Annotated in this window: 17 protein-coding genes and 1 pseudogene; 7 read left to right on the forward strand and 11 right to left on the reverse strand. The window is 68.2% G+C overall.

The window, feature by feature from the left end:
- The first annotated feature begins 432 nt into the window (after positions 1-432).
- The 4 genes from FFS25_RS03235 to FFS25_RS03255 all read left to right on the forward strand — a co-directional run bounded on the left by FFS25_RS03235 (position 433) and on the right by FFS25_RS03255 (position 4,085).
- Entirely contained in the window at positions 433-1,650 is a 1,218-nt protein-coding gene (locus FFS25_RS03235; protein WP_137801898.1) for a hypothetical protein, read from the forward strand.
- A 250-nt stretch (positions 1,651-1,900) separates the two neighbouring features.
- Entirely contained in the window at positions 1,901-2,203 is a 303-nt protein-coding gene (locus FFS25_RS03245) for a putative quinol monooxygenase (RefSeq protein WP_058871375.1), read from the forward strand.
- A 142-nt stretch (positions 2,204-2,345) separates the two neighbouring features.
- Entirely contained in the window at positions 2,346-3,476 is a 1,131-nt protein-coding gene (locus FFS25_RS03250; RefSeq protein WP_171004081.1) for an NAD(P)/FAD-dependent oxidoreductase, read from the forward strand.
- A 357-nt stretch (positions 3,477-3,833) separates the two neighbouring features.
- Positions 3,834-4,085 (forward strand): LLM class flavin-dependent oxidoreductase, encoded by a 252-nt coding sequence (locus FFS25_RS03255; RefSeq protein WP_137801899.1) that lies wholly within the window; start codon positions 3,834-3,836, stop codon positions 4,083-4,085.
- Between the two features lie 44 nt (positions 4,086-4,129).
- Here FFS25_RS03255 and FFS25_RS03260 read toward each other — a convergent pair whose 3' ends face one another.
- Positions 4,130-4,519 (reverse strand): heavy metal-responsive transcriptional regulator, encoded by a 390-nt coding sequence (locus FFS25_RS03260; protein WP_042529932.1) that lies wholly within the window; start codon positions 4,517-4,519, stop codon positions 4,130-4,132.
- 106 nt (positions 4,520-4,625) lie between these two features.
- Here FFS25_RS03260 and merA point away from each other — a divergent pair, with 106 nt between their 5' ends.
- Both merA and merT read left to right on the forward strand, forming a co-directional pair.
- On the forward strand, positions 4,626-6,050 hold the full coding sequence (merA, locus tag FFS25_RS03265) for a mercury(II) reductase (protein WP_061225165.1): 1,425 nt from the start codon (positions 4,626-4,628) through the stop codon (positions 6,048-6,050).
- 49 nt (positions 6,051-6,099) lie between these two features.
- Entirely contained in the window at positions 6,100-6,402 is a 303-nt protein-coding gene (gene merT / locus FFS25_RS14090) for a mercuric ion transporter MerT (RefSeq protein ID WP_081275423.1), read from the forward strand.
- 18 nt (positions 6,403-6,420) lie between these two features.
- Here merT and FFS25_RS03275 read toward each other — a convergent pair whose 3' ends face one another.
- The 7 genes and pseudogenes from FFS25_RS03275 to FFS25_RS03310 form a co-directional block, all read right to left on the reverse strand.
- Positions 6,421-7,308 (reverse strand): ABC-2 transporter permease, encoded by an 888-nt coding sequence (locus FFS25_RS03275; protein ID WP_038989747.1) that lies wholly within the window; start codon positions 7,306-7,308, stop codon positions 6,421-6,423.
- A gap of 412 nt (positions 7,309-7,720) precedes the next feature.
- Positions 7,721-8,182, reverse strand: a pseudogene (locus FFS25_RS14095) (relaxase/mobilization nuclease domain-containing protein); the annotation flags it as partial.
- Positions 8,179-8,769, reverse strand: a complete 591-nt coding sequence (locus tag FFS25_RS03285; RefSeq protein ID WP_035123391.1) for a hypothetical protein — start codon at positions 8,767-8,769, stop codon at positions 8,179-8,181. The pseudogene FFS25_RS14095 and the gene FFS25_RS03285, both read right to left, overlap by 4 nt.
- The gene (locus FFS25_RS03290; RefSeq protein ID WP_137801901.1) at positions 8,766-10,187 is read right to left on the reverse strand and encodes a Rep family protein; all 1,422 of its coding nucleotides are present in this window, start codon (positions 10,185-10,187) and stop codon (positions 8,766-8,768) included. The genes FFS25_RS03285 and FFS25_RS03290 overlap by 4 nt, the downstream gene beginning before the upstream one ends.
- Positions 10,188-10,505: 318 nt before the next feature.
- On the reverse strand, positions 10,506-10,754 hold the full coding sequence (locus FFS25_RS03300) for a helix-turn-helix domain-containing protein (protein ID WP_035123395.1): 249 nt from the start codon (positions 10,752-10,754) through the stop codon (positions 10,506-10,508).
- A complete protein-coding gene (locus FFS25_RS03305) occupies positions 10,754-10,966 on the reverse strand; it encodes a hypothetical protein (RefSeq protein ID WP_053446998.1) in 213 nt (70 codons plus the stop codon). Before FFS25_RS03305 ends, FFS25_RS03300 begins: the two co-directional genes overlap by 1 nt.
- Before the next feature lie 182 nt (positions 10,967-11,148).
- Complete coding sequence (locus FFS25_RS03310; RefSeq protein WP_502704718.1) at positions 11,149-12,525, reverse strand: recombinase family protein; 1,377 nt, start codon at positions 12,523-12,525, stop codon at positions 11,149-11,151.
- Positions 12,526-12,622: 97 nt separating this feature from the next.
- Between FFS25_RS03310 and FFS25_RS03315 the strand changes: the two genes are divergently transcribed.
- A complete protein-coding gene (locus tag FFS25_RS03315; RefSeq protein ID WP_137801903.1) occupies positions 12,623-13,435 on the forward strand; it encodes an LLM class flavin-dependent oxidoreductase in 813 nt (270 codons plus the stop codon).
- Positions 13,436-13,458: 23 nt separating this feature from the next.
- Here the strand turns inward: FFS25_RS03315 and FFS25_RS03320 are convergent, their stop codons facing one another.
- The 3 genes from FFS25_RS03320 to FFS25_RS03330 form a co-directional block, all read right to left on the reverse strand.
- A complete protein-coding gene (locus tag FFS25_RS03320; protein WP_137801904.1) occupies positions 13,459-14,322 on the reverse strand; it encodes an SDR family NAD(P)-dependent oxidoreductase in 864 nt (287 codons plus the stop codon).
- 65 nt (positions 14,323-14,387) lie between these two features.
- Positions 14,388-15,416 (reverse strand): hypothetical protein, encoded by a 1,029-nt coding sequence (locus FFS25_RS03325; protein WP_137801905.1) that lies wholly within the window; start codon positions 15,414-15,416, stop codon positions 14,388-14,390.
- Positions 15,413-15,772: a PadR family transcriptional regulator gene (locus tag FFS25_RS03330; RefSeq protein ID WP_024290992.1), complete on the reverse strand. Its 360-nt coding sequence runs from the start codon at positions 15,770-15,772 to the stop codon at positions 15,413-15,415. Before FFS25_RS03330 ends, FFS25_RS03325 begins: the two co-directional genes overlap by 4 nt.
- Positions 15,773-15,861 lie beyond the last annotated feature (89 nt).

Consider the following 15,861-nt stretch of genomic DNA (forward strand, 5'->3'; position numbering starts at 1 on the left):
TCCACCGCCCGGCGACGGAACTCGTCGGTGTAGTTCTTCCTTGCCATCCTTGGATTCTCGCTTCCCCAGCATCGTGCTGGATTCCGCGTGTCCAAGATCAGGGGTTAAGCCCCCGTGTCCCACAATCTCCCGCTCGACGACGCCCCGGACGCCTACGCACACTTCGACGCCCGCGATGACGGGTGGACTAAAGTGGTGCTCAACCCCACCTCCTCCTAAGACTGACGCGGGACGTGGAGGCTCGAGTGTCCACTCAAGGAATGGGGTAGCAAGAGAACTTCAAGGCCGCCGGTCTGCTTGTGCTCTCGCCTGACATGAACCGCGGTTGCTTCCCTGGTGCCTGAAATCAGCTGAAGCACTCTAGGGTGAGGAATCGAGACTCTGAGAAGCCGGTAGGAGCACGCGAACTGACAACGCGGAAGGAGTCGACTTTTGACGACTCACAAGAGTGAACCCATCGGGACGACGCAAAACCCGACGGGGGAGGTAGTGGTCGGGGTGGTGGCTGATCCGGTCGCCACCACCCTGTCAGTCGCGAAGCATCTCGAACGAGAACTGCCTGGCCTACTCGCCGAGCAGCTCTCTGACGGTCGCTGGAGAGTGGACGTGCACCGAGAGAGGCTGCCTCCCAGTGACGAGAAGCGGTTTGAGATGATGGACCTGGCAGTCGAGCGTAAGCGGGAACATGGCTGGGACATCGCAGTATGCGTGACCGACCTCCCACTGATGATCGACCGGCGCCCCGTCGTCGCTGACGCCAACCGCAGTCGGAACGTGGCGGTGGTTTCACTGCCGGCCTTCGGGGCCATGAGCCTACGAAGGCGAGTTTCAGAGGTGGTGGCACAGCTCATTGGGGACATGCGCGGCGGGACCATTCCGAAGGACGGGTCCCAGGCGCATCGGCGGTCACGGGTCCCGGCTCTGGGCGGCGCCTTCGAGCGGACGACCCCAGACCAAGACGGGGTCGACGTCCGTATCTTCGCGAACCGAGGGCGTCTGCGGCTGCTCGTGGGAATGGTCCGGGATAATCGTCCGTGGCGGCTGGTCTCCGGTCTCCGAGGGGCGTTGGTGGGAGCGTTCGCGTTCAGCGCGTTCTATCTGTTGAACGCCACGCTGTGGGAACTCGCACTCACCATGGCAGCGTGGCAGCTGGTCGCCGTCGTCGTTGCCTCAATTACGGTGATGATCACTTGGCTCATCGTCTATCACCGCCTCTGGGAACGAGCCAAAGATCTGCCGCCGCAGGAACGTGAGCGAACGGTGCTGTTCAACGCGTCCACTGTCTTGACCCTCGCTATTGGGCTGACGTGCGGCTATGCGGGGCTGTTCGTCCTGAACCTGACTGCCGCGCTGATCGTTTTCACTCCGGAGGTGTTCAGCCAGTACGCCGGAGACGGATACGGACTGGGCGAGTATCTCCTGGTGACCCTGTTCGCGACCGCCGCTGCGACGATCGCGGGTGCGATTGGGTCTGGCTTCGAAAGTGAAGAGTCGGTGCTCGAGGCCGCCTATAGCTACCGGGAGCGCGCACGGCGCGAGGCGCGGCGCCGCTCACGCGGCGCAAAGAACAATGACAGCGCGGTCCACGACGAGGCGCAGAACGACGACACATCTCGTGCAGAGGACTCCGATGCAGGTCCGGACCACTGAGGAGGCAATAGGTCGGCGGTGGATGGTGGGGCTGAGGTTCTTGGCGTACGTAAGCCCTGCCCGAATGAATGCCCGCTGAGGGATCCCTCAACGAGCTACTGCTTTCGTTTTCGGTACGATATAGGAGCGATCACCATAGCCATAGTGAGTCGGCCCAGGTTCTCTGCCGCTCGCCGGAGGACCTGCCGGCGTTCTCCGAGGCGATCGTGTCCCAAATTGCGGGCACCACAACAAAGGAAGAGGAGACATCATGAGTGTGACCAAGGGATTGCTGGTCAGGTTTGACGCGTTGCCCGGCAAGGAGGACGACGTGAAGGAGTTCCTTGACAGCGGCCGTGCGCTTGTTGAGGAAGAGCCGGCGACCACCGCATGGTTCGCGATCCGCCTCGGGCCCTCCTCCTTCGGGATCTTCGACGTGTTCCCCGATGACGCCGGACGTGACGCTCACCTGTCCGGCCCTGTTGCGGCAGCTCTCGGCGAGCAGACCGGTGCGTTGTTCTCCGAACCGACGATCGAGAAGCTCGACGTGTTGGGCTCCAAACTTCCCGCCTGACACCACAGACCGGGAGTACTGACTCCGACATGAGGGGTCGTTGCGCGCGGTGGCTTCGGGCTGACACAGCCCGTTGACGTCGTGGCAGCGGCCCCTTACTTTTGAGGTCTCCCTCACATCCCTAACAGATCGAGGAACGGCGATGACAGGAACTGACGACGACGTTGCCCCGACGCGTTCACCCGAGGTAGCAGTGATCGGGGGCGGGATCGTCGGTCTGTCGACGGCGTACGCGCTGCGGGAGCAGGGCGTGCCGGTGCGCTTGTACGAGGCCGGTCTGCCCGGAGGGGGTCAGTCCGCGGGCGAGTCGCGGATCTTCCGGCATGCCCACGACGACCCGCGACTCGTCGCTTTCGCGCGCGAAAGCCGCGGTATATGGGATGAGTGGGCCGAACACTTCGACGTCGAGCTGGTCTCATCAGACGGTGTCGTGGCGATCGGCGACAGCGCCCTGGCGCGGCTGCGGGTGCTCGACGAGGTCGGCGGCGTGGAAGCGCACGAGATCGATGCAGCCGAACTCGCCCAGCGAATGCCGCTGCTCGCTGGGTACTCGGGGCCAGCGATGCTCGACGAGTCGGGCGGCGCGATCCGCACCCGCGCCGCGATCACGGCACTCGCGGGTGCCCTCGGAGATGCCGTCACCACCGCAGAGGTCATCTCCATCGATCCCCGCGGCGATGGGAAGGTCGAGGTGCGCAGCGTCACCGACCGGGCTGTCTACTCCAAGGTGGTCGTGTGCGCCGGCCGCGAAACCGCCCGCCTGGCCCGCAGCGTCGGCCTGTCGCTGCCGGTTCGCCTTGCCGCACACGTCCGGCTGACCTTCGACGTGAAAGACGCCGCCCCGGCACGAGTCGCGTGCCTGCAGGACAGCAGCGGCGTCTTCGGCGAAGTCGGCGTGTACGCGACGCCGCTACCGGGCAACAGCAGTTATTCGGTCGGACTCAGCGACACCGTCGGCGTCCGCGACGACGGAACGTTCATCGACCCTGCGGCGATTCGATCGCTGGACGAACGCGCGCGCGAATACGTGACACGGGCGCTGCCCGGTCTCCACCCAGAGCCGCGCGACTTTCTTCACTGCTGGGTGACCGACCTCCCATGGAGCGAGGACGGCGTGGCCGTGTGGGAGGCAGACTCTGTCCTTTTTGTGGCCGGTCACAATCTGTTCAAGCAGGCACCTGCGCTGGGTCGCGCTCTTGCCCGGGCTGCGACCGGCGGCGGTCTCGCCGCCGACCTCACGCCTTCCGCTCGCCTCGGCGAAGCCCTGCGATAGTTCGCCTGACCCCCGAACGGACGCACTCAAGGGGTAAACGTCTCCCCGTCGAGGACAACGGCAGCCCGCCCTGGGGCGACCCAAAAGTCGCGGCTGGATAGCAGTTACAGGCTCAACCACCTCGTCATGGGGTGTCTTCATCGTGAGGATCGGTACGCGGAGGTGCCGCAGCGGGATCCGTCACTGCGGGATCCGCTCGCGGTGCGACCCGGCGCGGGATGATGAAACCGCGTCGCAGTGCGGGGTTCGCACCTAGCCGTTAGGTTGTGAATCGGCCCATCCCGGGTCGATGTCCGGTGCGGCTGCCCCTGACATCGACCTGGGAATAGTTGACACGTCCACCAGGTTGACGGGGGCATGAAGGCATTCGGATTCCTCAGCTTCGGTCACTACGGCTCCGGGCGCGGCCCCGGCGATCCCGACGCGCGTCAGGTCCTCCACGACGCCGTCGAGATCGCCGAGGGCGCCGACGAGATGGGCGTCAACGGCGCGTACTTCCGCGTCCACCACTTCGCGCGGCAGGGTGCGGCTCCGGTGCCGCTGCTCAGTGCCATCGCCGCACGCACGCAGCGCATCGAGGTGGGCACCGGCGTCATCGACATGCGCTAGCGCATGTTCGTGTTATGGCTCTCGTTTTCTCGGTCCGCGTCCCTCTACAGGTACCGGCAGACCTGGTCTGGGCTGCATGTGTCGGGGTCCGGGTGCGCGGCGTCGTGCCGGAGGTCGGCGATGGTGCCGTGCAGGGCGGTGAGCTGGGCGATCTGCTGCTCGATCTCGGCCAGGCGCGCGTCGAGGAGGTCTCGCACGTGCTCGCAGGGCGCGTGGCCGCTGTCGCGGATGTCGAGGATTTGGCGGATCTGGGCGAGGGTGAGGCCTGCGGCCTGGCCACGGTGAACGAAGTCGATCCGGGCGACGGCGTCGGGCGCGTAGTCGCGGTACCCGGATGGCGTCCGGTCGGCCGGGGGCAGCAGTCCCTGCTCTTCGTAGAACCGGAGCGTCTTCGAGGTGGTGCCCGCGCGTTCGGCGAGTTCTCCGATGCGCATTGCGGCCTCCGATCATTCGGCAGGGGCCACGCTTGACCTTCCCCTGCACTGGAAGGTCCAGTATGGCTGAAACGGAACAGAAGTCCAAGCCTTGACGGGAGCAGCGATGCCTACGAAGTACGATCTCGCCATCATCGGATCGGGCGGCGGAGCGTTCGCCGCCGCGATTCGCGCGACCATGCTCGGGAAGTCGGTGGTGATGATCGAGCGTGGCACGCTCGGCGGCACCTGCGTGAACACGGGCTGCGTGCCGTCGAAGGCCCTCATCGCCGCCGCCGATGCACGGCACGTCGCCGCCGACGCCGCCGACCGGTTCCCGGGGATCGCGACGACGGCAGGCCCAGTGGACATGCCCGCGCTGATCGCCGGGAAGCAGGCGTTGGTCGAGACGATGCGGGGCGAGAAGTACGCCGACGTCGCCGATTCATACGGGTGGCACGTCCGGCGGGGAGACGCCGGGTTCGCGGGCACCCCGGACGCGCCGGTGTTGGAGGTCACCGCCGCAGACGGAGCGGTCGAGACGATCGAGGCCGAGCACTACCTGGTCGCCACCGGTGCGCGGCCGTGGGCTCCGCCGATCGACGGCCTGGACGAGGCCGGGTACCTGACCTCGACCACGGCGATGGACCTGACCGAGGTCCCCGAGTCGATGCTGGTGCTCGGCGGCGGCTACGTTGCCCTGGAGCAGGCGCAGCTGTTCGCCCGCCTCGGCTCCCAGGTCACCGTGCTGGTGCGGTCCCGGCTCGCGTCGAAGGAGGAGCCGGAGGTGTCCCGGACACTGCAGGAGGTGTTCGCCGACGAGGGCATCCGGGTGGTCCGCCGCGCGGTGCCGACCCGGGTGTCCCGGGACGCGGCGACCGGGCAGGTCGTGGTTACCGCGGACGTGTCCGGCGGCTCGCAGGAGTTCCGCGCCGACCAGGTGCTCGTCGCCCTCGGACGCCGTCCCGTCACCGACGGCTTGAACCTCGATGCGGTCGGGGTGAAGACCGGGGACTCCGGCGAGGTGGTCGTCTCCGACCATCTGCAGTCGTCGAACCCGCGGATCTGGGCCGCGGGCGACGTGACCGGGCACCCGGAGTTCGTCTACGTCGCGGCCCACCACGGCACCCTCGTCGCCGAGAACGCGTTCGCCGACGCCGACCGGTCCGTCGACTACTCCCATCTGCCGCGGGTGACGTTCACCGGACCGGCGATCGGCGCGGTCGGGATGACCGAGAAGGAGGTCGTCGCCGCGGGGATCCGCTGCGACTGCCGCGTGCTGCCCCTGGAGTATGTGCCCCGGGCGGTGATCAACCGCGACACCCGCGGGTTCATCAAGATCGTCGTGAACGCCGATACGAGCGAGATCCTCGGCCTCACCGCCGTCGCCAAGGACGCCGGGGAACTCGCCGCCGCAGGCGTCCACGTGCTCGGCAAGACCATCGCCGAAGTCGCCGACGCCTGGGCCCCCTACCTGACCATGACCGAAGGCATCCGGATCGCCGCGAAGTCCTTCACCACCGACCCGTCACTGCTCTCGTGCTGCGCATGAACGGCAACGCATGCAATCGGGGAGATCTCATCCGGAAGAGGTGCAGACGATGAGCGCCGATCACGACCGCGACGAACGGCGCGCCGGTCCCATCGTCGCCGCAGGGACCGGGCTGCTCCTACTGGCATGCTGCGCGCTTCCGTTGCTGCTCTGCTGCGGCCTGCCGCTCATCGCGGCGGGCGGAGCACTCGCAGGCGTCGGAGGGCTCCTCGGCAATCCCTGGATCATCGGTGCCGGGATCGCCGTCGCGATGGCCGTCACGGCCGGGATGCTCGTCAGGCTACGGCGGCGGCACCGAGGCCGCAGGACTGGCTGCTGCGAAAATCCTTCGACTGCTGATCGGAACCGGTAGCTCGATCGGATCCAGCCATCACCGCCAACGGGGCCACCTCGGCATCCCGCGGCCCTTCCAGGTCTCCACGAGACCGGCGACCCAGCGGACGGACGCGAAGAGTCCGTAGCCGGCCCCGGCGAGGCCCATGGAGACCACGAGCCAGCGACCGATCCCGAGCCACACGCTCCCGTCCACGTCGAGGGCCCACTGAGCGCCCGTGATAAGCCCGGCGACGGCCATCCAAACACCCGCGACGATCACTGCGACCGGCAGCAGCGCGAGGCACATCGACGCGGCGACAGACCAAAGCTGACGGGCCTCCAGCTTCGCCGTTGTGGCGATGATCTTTTCGGCCCGCTCGTTCGCGGCGTCAATCTTGGCTGTTGCCACGGCCCCGGCGTCGGCAGCGGCCCTCTCGATCGACTGCACAGCCTGATCCCGGGCCGTGCTGATCGCGCTCGTCGCCTCGGCGCTGGCTTGGGTGATCGACTCCCGCCAGGCCTTCTGCGCACCGTTCGCGGCCCGCTCGAACTTAGCCCGGCTCTCATCGAGATGCTTGGCGGCAGCCTCGGACTTAGAGGCTGAGCCCTTCAGACTCTCCCCGTTGAGGTTCACGCTCATACCCGCGAGAGTGGACGCGATTCCGGCGAGCAGTTCGCTGTTCTCGTTCGACTCCGGCGGCGGCGACGTTGAGGTCAGCTGATGCGAGATCGCGGAGAGCTGCTTCTCCTGCTCCTCGCTGTCCACCTTCACGAACCCCGCGAGCTTCTTCTGCTGCTCGGTCAGCGTGGCGATCCTCGTATTCTGCGCCTCGACGGCGGCGAGGATTGAGGTCAACAGCTCCATCGTCTCCGGACTGCCGAGCGGTTGCGGCGACTGCACGGGCCCGTTCTGCTGCTTCAGCCTGTCGAGTGCTGCGCTCATGTTCCTGCTCCTTCTGCTGCTGGTGGTAGTCGAAGAACGCCTGCGCGCCCTCCGGGGTGAAGTCCGCCGAGAGTGCGCTCGTGCGCTTGCGGCGCTCGGCACGCCCGGACTCGCCGTGGCGGTCCTCGATGTAGAGCGTCCAGGTCTCCTGCCCGGCGCGTTTGCCCTTCTTGCTGACGGGGCTGTGCAGCCGCATCCGTGGCACCCGATCCCCGTCATCACCGAGCTGCTGGTTCTGCTCCTCGATCACCGAGACCAGACCGGCCTTGTCCACCGCGCGGGGATCGGCCAGCGCCGCACTCATCCGGTCGCCCATCTCGCGGTCGAGCGACCCCTCGGCGAAGTCTTCGCGGCGCAGCTCCCAGTCCTTCGGCGCGTGCTCCAGCCGCTTCACGACCGAGAGCCCGTGCTCGCGCATCAGCTCGTCGTTCGCCGACTGCACGCCCTTCTGATTCCCGGCCTTGCGGTCGTGGAACGTGCGATAGTCCGAGAGCGCCTTTCCCGTGCGGTTGTTGTGATTGAGAACCAAAATATGGTTGTGCGGCTTCTTTCCCCGCCCATCCACATGACTGACGACGAGGCAGTCGGAATCCGGGTGCATCTTCTTGGCGAGCTGGTAGCCCAGGTCGTTCACCCGCTGCACGTGTTCGGGGTTCTTCGGGTCGAACTCCTCGTCGCTGAACGACTGGCGGTAGTGCAGCGCCTCGACCTCGCGCGTCGTGTTCTGCGTGAGCGCCCGAGCGCGCGCCGAGAACGCGCCGGGGCCTCCCGGCACATCGCACGTGATCGCGACGCCCCGCTCGTCCTCCTTGCCCCGGATATAGCGCTCCGTGTCGGCGGCGCTGGCGCTCGGGCTGTAGTGCGTCGTGCTCATGACGCCGTCCGATCACCGAGCAGGGCGCGGACCTCGCGCAGCAGCTCGATCAGCTCGGGCACCTCCGACGACAGCGCCACCGCCTCACCGGCACGTGCTCGGTGGTCCAGGTCGTTGACGTTGATCGCCAGCGGGCGGATCTGCGCGGCCAGTTCGCGCGCGTCCGCCGACACCTGCGCGCGCGCCTCGACGCCGAGCAGGTGCGCGGCCACGGCGGCGTCCAGCTCCTCGCTCCGAGAGGCGTGGAGGGCATCGCGCACGACGGCCCGCACCCACGTGCTCGGAGCCAGCCCGAGCCGCTTCGCACGAGTGCGAAGCGCCGCGAGCGTGGCCTCTCCGAAGTCGGTATCGAGCTTCGCGCGGCCCCCACGACGACGCTTCGCGCCGCCGTGACTCTGCCGCACAGCCTCCGCATCAGCCCGACCCGTGTTCACCTGGGAGTCGGTCTGCTGCTCCACCTGTACGCCAGAGTGGCAAGCAGTAGGCATGTCAGACACATCGCTGACGCTCGTGTCCTCCATGCCTGCTTGCGAGGGGCCTCCGGCCCCCTCGACCCCCTGGAAGAGCGCGTCCAGTTCGGTGCTCATGCGGCACCTCCGATCAGTGCCAGCGGCACGTCCGGACTCCGCACGGCGAGCCCGCTCAGCAGCTCCGCGACCGCGCCGTCCGCGTCGTGGTCGGCCGAGGTCTCCGGACCGTAGGTCAGTTCCCGTGACCCGGCGTTCCGGTGGTACGCGTTCCCGTACATGCCGGGCGTGTGCGCGGCGGCCGGAACGCTGCACTGATGCCACTCGTAGGGCTCGATCCTTCCGATGTGCTGCACGAGGTAGCGGTTGATCTCGTCGGCACGGTAGACCTTCACGACCGAGGCCAGGCGGCGGATGAACTGGTCCAGCGCCTCGTCCACGTTGCCCTTCTGACGGGCGTAGTAGAAGAACTCGACGGGCCCGATCGTCGCCGTGATGACGATGAGACGCGGGGCCACCTCGCCCTTGTTCTTATAGCGCGCCTTCGCCGGGGAGGCGTTGTACGGATCGAGCAGCAGCAGCCAGTCGTTCGCGTCCATCGCCGAGGCGCGCAGATCGTCGAGCAGCAGCACTTCCTCCCCGCGCCAGTCATCGAGGGGGTTCCCCGTGGCGGCCCGGTAGACCTGCCACCGCTCGCCGTGGGCGTTCGCCGCGTTGATCGCCTCGGTGATGAAGTCCGTGGCGAACCGGGTCTTGCCGATACCGGCATCCCCGTGCACGAATACCACGTGCGTCGAGAACTCACCGGCGCGGAGCTTCGCCGCCGCCCGGTACGCGCGGCGTTGACCGTAGGCGGACAGGGCATCGTCGATCTCCCGCTGATGCCGCGAGTAGATGTCGAACAGTTCATCGGTAAGCATGATCTGATCGCGCGTGATCTCGCCCTGGAGCACGCGCTCGCGCATGTCCTCGAAGTTCTCGGCGACGACCTTCTTCTTCACGTGGGCGCGACCCTTGAGCCACGTCTCCCGGCGCTGGGCGTCGATGCCGAGGTAGTCCAGCCCGCGCACCGTGGCGACCTCCGAAGGCGCGTACTGGTGCTTGTCCGCGTACTTCACGTGCGTCAGGTACGAGAGCATGTTGTCGAAGGCGTACCGCCCGCGACCGGGCTTCTCGACGTACTGCGGTTCGACGCCGATGCCAAACGCGAGCCGATCCAGAGGCGCGCTCTTCGCGCGGCTGGCGAACTTGATCACCGCGTGCAGGTGATCCGGCTTCGGCTCGACCACGAGGGTCTTCTCGGTGTCGCTCCAGACCTCGCGCTCGTCCTTATCGTGCACGATGCCGTAGGCCTCGACGACCTCACAGCCGATCGCCTCGAGCCGCTGCACCACGTAGGCGAGGATCGCCCCGGCTCCCTGCTGGAGCAGCGCGGCCCCGTTCGCGTCCTCGGCGGCCCAGGTCCAGTACGACGGATCGAGGTACTGCGTGAGCCCGATGCTCGTCGGGTTGTTCTCCTGCTTAGCCACGGCGACCACCGCCCAGGACGTCGGAAGGAGCGTGCGGCGCCTTAAATGACCCCCTATTGACCCCCAAATGATCCTGCGGGGTCACGCGGTGGAGCGAAGGCGAAACCGGCAGCTGACCAGGCATGTTGTTGCATGGCGCGGCAATCGACAAGCCCTTGCCGCGCCCGTAGGAACGGATGAGGCTTCCAGAACTCTTGGAGTGCGGAGCACGGATGAGGACGGGCATCACGACGACGGGCAGCCCGCCTCCGGCGGATGCCAGGCCAGGCCCATCGGTCGGGCTGGTCAGGTCAGCGGGAGCGGTGGCGCTGGTGCGTTCGGCGGCGTTCATCGGGCACCACCCTTGCGGTAACGCTTGATGACGGCCTGATGCGTGACGCCGAGGGCGTCGCCGATCTTGGCCCAGGTCACCCCGTCGGCGCGGGCATCGGCGACGGCCATCTCGACGGCCTCCTCCAGCACGGAGCGGAGCACGCCGAGGTCGTAGAGGTGCGCTTCGCTGTCGGCGAGGGTGGGGTCGCCCACACGCCAGCGGAAGCCGTTCACGTGGGCGAAGGCGGCGGAGTTGGCGCTCATCAGCGATCACCACCCATCACGGCGGCGACCGCGGCCCGCTGGCGCGGAGTCAGCGGCGTGCGGGCCAGGCGCTCACCAGCTCGGCGACCGGCGGCGAGGGCGGCAGCGATGACGGGATCGAGCCCATCAGCCTGCGGATCGGGGGTCGAATCCTGGTCGAGCCCAGGGCAGTCCAGCGCAGATGCGCGGGGAGCGTCGATAACGACAGACATCGGAAGTCCTCAAACATGAGTGTGCTTCCGGTTCCCCGCCACGGTAATTGGGCTGTTTGACCGGCTACTCATCCGGGAGTAGTACCGCCAGCTTCAAAGTCTGGCCCCCGGTGGGATCTTCTTGTCTGCAACCATTCTCCCACGAGTCGACTCACCAGTCCACTGACGAGTCGACTCGCGTGTCAGTCGCGACGCGGCTCTATACGAATGAGGTCGGGGTCGAACTTCACGTGACCGGGCGCGATGGGCTCGATGGTCACCGTCACCAGCTCGTCCACGAGCATCCGGCGGCGGTCCACGTCCAACGTCTTCCACTTCGCCTCGACCACCTCGCGGCGCTCCGCGGTGCCGACCGGCTCGTCCACGTCCGCGAGCAACTTCGCCGCCACCGACACCGAACGGTCGAGCAGCTCCGCGTCTATCTCATCGATGCGGGCCTTCACGTCGTTGATCGCCGCCGTGATCTCCAGGACCGGCTGATGGATGTCACGCAGCAGCGGGCTCAGCTCCTTCACCCGCTCGACCAGGGCGTTCCGCTCCGTCAGCAACTCCTCGTGATCTGGCCCATCGTCCTCCTGCGGCATCACGAGGTTGTGCACATCCACCGAGGACAAGCGGGTGAGCACCGCCTCGGTCACCATCGCATCGACGGGCTCGCGCTGGCGGGTGAGATGGAACTGCTCGCCGCAGCGGTACGTCGGCTGCTTGCGACTGTTCGTCCCGGAGACGAGCGTCGCGCCGCACTTCCCGCACAGCCCGATCGTGGACAGAAGGTACTTCGGCTGGTTACCCTGCCTCGCCGACCTTCGCACGTTGTCCTCCAGCTTCGCCACCGCGGCCCGCCACGTTTGCTCGCCGACGATGGGCGGGAACGCGTCGCCCTGCACCGGGTACAGCTCGCCCGACGCGTAGTGCTTGATGTAGCCAGCGTAGAGCGGGTTCGCCAGGAGGTAGCGCACGGCATCGACGGAGAACTCCGACCCGCGGGCGGTGAGATGACCGGCACCGTTCAGATCCTCGCGGATTCGCCGGATCGACAGCGACGGCTCGCCGAGGAACGCGGCGAAGGCCCGCCGGACGGCGTCGGCCTCCTCCGGGATCAGCTCGCCCTCTCGCGTCCACCCGAACGCCTTCCAGGCGCTCGTCGGGATGCCCTCGAAGCGTCGGCGCTCGTTCGACCTGATCTGACGCTCCGCCTTACGCCTGGCCTCGAACCGGGCCAGTGCCGCGAGCATCGTCGCTCGGAACTCACCGTCGGCCGTCGAGAGGTCGATCTCGCCGTTCACGGTGACGACCCGCAGCCCCAGGTCAATCAAGGTGTTGAGGTCCTTCGTGCTGCGCAGCAGCCGGTCCATGTCCACGGCGACCACCATCGAGAAGCGGCCCGCGCGGGCGTCGTCCAGCATCTCGGCCCAGCGGGTGCCAGCGCGGCGCTTCTTCGTCGCCGACACGGCGTTGTCCTCGTAGACCTCGACGACGTTCCAGTCCTTGGCCTCGGCCAGCGCCCTGATCTTCCTCAGCTGCGTATCGACCGTCCAGCGGTCGCCCTTGCGGTCCATGGAGGCGCGGACGTACGCGGCCACCTCGTTCGTCTTCCTCAGCGCTACCAGTTCGACCATGCAACCAAGCTTACGGAACGAGTGTCACAACCGCGACATGCTCTACGAGAACCCCCTCTATCTGGCCGAGGAGCTGGGGGCGCTGGATCTGCTCAGCGATCAGCGCCTGGCCATCGGCATCAGCCGCGGATCGCCCGAGCCGGCGCTGCGCGGCTGGGAGGCCTTCGGCTACACCGGTTCCACCGACCCGCGCGGTGCAGATATCGCCCGCCCCAAGTTCGATCAGCTGATGGCGGCCGTGCGAGGGGAGACGATGGTCGACGCCGATCCCGCCCAGCACGGACGGGGCATGCGGCTGCACGTCGAGCCGCATTCGCCGGGTCTGGACGAGCGGATCTGGTGGGGCGCCGGCAGCCGTGAGACGGCCGAGTGGGCCGGGCGCGAGGGCGTGAACCTCATGAGCTCGACCCTGCTCACCGAGGCCACCGGCGCCGCATTCGCCGATCTGCAGGCCGAGCAGCTGCAGCAGTACCGGGAGGCGTGGAAGGCCGCAGGCCACAGCCGGACTCCGCGCACGAGCGTGAGCCGCAGCATCTTCCCGATCGTCACCGCCGAGGACCAGGCGCTGTACGGGCAGCTGCAGCGCGAGGGCCAGGACCAGATCGGCATCATCGACGGCTTCCGCAGCACCTTCGGCAAGTCCTACGTCGGCGAGCCGGACCGGCTGGTCGAGCAGCTCAAGGCCGACGCCGCCGTCATGGAGTCGGACACCCTGATGCTCACGATCCCCGCCCACATGGGTCCGGAGCTGAACCTCAACCTGCTGGCCAGCTTCGCCGAGCACGTGGCTCCGGAGCTCGGCTGGGAGCCGAACGCCCAGGGCCCGGTCACCGGGTACCCGATCGGCTGAGGCGCAGCGCCGCCCGGCCCGACTCAGTCCAGATCCGCACCCGTGAGCTGCGCGGCGGCATCCCACAGCCGCCTCGCCAGCTCCGGATCAGCGGCCTCGGGGGAGCGGCCCAGCAGGGTCGGCGCGCCGCGCAGCGCCTTGAATCCCGACGGGCCCACGTAGCTGCAGGGCGGCAGGTCCGAGGTCGCGGCCACCAGCACGTTCTGGGCGCCGTCGGCCGCCGACTGCGCCATGGGGGCGGTCGCGGCGGTGATGAGGGCATTGGCGCGGTCGCCGAACTGGTTCTGGATGTTCGTCAGGGCCCACCCGGGGTGCGCAAGCATCACGGGGATCCCGCGCGGTGCGAGCCGTCGGTTCAGCTCCAGGGCCCACAGCATGTCGGCCAGCTTGGAGCGCCCGTACGCCCGGAAGGGCCGCCAGCCGCGGGTGAGCTGGAGGTCGTCGAAGTCCAGGGAAGCGCCGCGGTGGGCATCCGAGCCCACGATCACCACCCGTCCGCACACCCGATCCGCCATGAGCGCGGTGAACGCGAACGGCCCCAGCATGTTCGTGCCGAGCATGGCCTCGAACCCGTCGACGGTCTGCTCGCGGGTCTTCGTCATCCGCCCTGCGCAGCTGATCAGCACGTCCACGGGCTCGTCGACCTGGGCCGCTCCGGCCCGCACGCGGGCGAGGTCGCCGAAGTCGACGTCGATCACGCGCGCATCCCCGAGCTGGGAGCGCACTGCCTCGCCCCGAGCGGCATCGCGGGCCGTGAGCAGCACGCGGGCGCCTGCGCGAGAGGCGGCCAGTGCGGTCTCGCGGCCCACGCCGTTCGTGGCGCCGGTGACCAGCCACGTGCGGCCGGACTGATCGGGCAGGGCCAGGGGAGCCAGGCGATCCTTCATGGGATCAGTATGGCGGTCATCTGGGTCGCGCCCGGTCAGCGGCGATCCGGTTCGCCGGAAGCGGATCAGTTCAGCTTGAGCGCCCTGCGCCACTCGAGGGCGGCGATGATCGCGACGACCAGCAGCCACAGCACAGTCCAGGGCCGCAGCTGTCCGTCGATCAGGCTGAGCACGCCAGTGAGCAGCACCAGTCCGGCCACGCCCGTCATCAGCCAGGCCCGCCGTCGAGCCGCCACGGCACGGTTCGGCGCGAACCGTGCCGCGTATGCCTCCGGTGCGCCGAACTCCTCGGCCGGCGGTGCACCGGCCTCCTGGGCATGGGATCGGGCCTCGGCCAGGATCTCGTCCACCCGCGAATCCGTGAGGTCCCCGCGGCTGCGCAGCGCGGATCCCAGGGCGTCGTACCAGGAGGCGTCGTCGTGGGCCGCTGCGGGCCTGGCGGGTCGCGCGGGCCAGGCCAGTGCGGTGACCCAGGCGACCAGCGCATAGACGACGACCGCGCCCAGGAAGCCCAGCATGCCCGTGCCGGGAAGCGTCACGGGATTGCCGAGGGCGAAGACGCCCACCGTCAGCGCGATGCCGGGCAGCGCGGCCGCCGCGGCGGCCAGCACCCCTGCTGTGTGCGATCGGGCAGCCGTCACCGCTGTGTGGACGGCGACGATCGTCCGCGAGGTCAGGGCCAGAGCCAGCGGTGCCAGCAGGAAGGACAGCTTCAGGGGGTCGGCCCAGGACCAGGTGATCAGCTCGTAGAGCAGGAACAGGCCTGCGTAGAAGCTCGCGATGATCAGCGTCTCGACCGCGAAGTCGCGCGGGCTGGTCGTCGGCGGCGCCTTCAGGGCCACGCCCTGCTCGCGCCAGGCGGCCTCCTGCCCACGCGCCCAGGTCAGCGGGTCGCCGAACAGCTCCTGCGCAGGCTCCTGTGCCGCGGCCACCTGCTCGGCGACCTCGTCGAGGGCCTCGACGATGCGACGCTCCAGCACCTCCTCCATCAGCAGCCGACCACCTGCGGTCAGCGCCCAGTCCTGATCCTCCTCAGCACCGCGGGCGGTGCCCACCCTGTCGACGGCGGCCTGGAAATCGCTCTGCGCGGTCATCGTGCGTCCTCCTGAGAGTGAGCTGCGGGAGAAGAGGGCTCGAGCGCTGCGACCAGGCGATGCCAGTCGTCGCGCTCCCGGGACAGGCGCTCTCGTCCGACGTCGGTGAGGCGGTAGGTGCGCCGCCCGGGGCCGCTGTCGCCCTGGGACCACGACGCCGCTATGGCGCCCTGCTGCTCGAGGCTGTTCAGCAGCGGATAGAGCGAGCCGCCCTTGGGGCGGCCGAGCCCGCGTTCGGCGAGCCGTTCGGCGATCGCATATCCATGCAGCGGCTCCTCGGCCAGCACCGCCAGCAGGGCGGTGCCCATGGCGGCGCGCACCCAGGGGGTCGGCCACAGTGGATCGGCGTCTGTCATGTATCTAAGTATGAACCGTACCTAGAGAGGTGTCGAGTGCGACGGCGGCATGGAGATGTCGTCGCTCGTTGATGCGTCCTGCCGACGGG

It is taken from the genome of Kocuria sp. 2SI (assembly GCF_005502825.1).
Lineage (GTDB): Bacteria > Actinomycetota > Actinomycetes > Actinomycetales > Micrococcaceae > Kocuria > Kocuria palustris.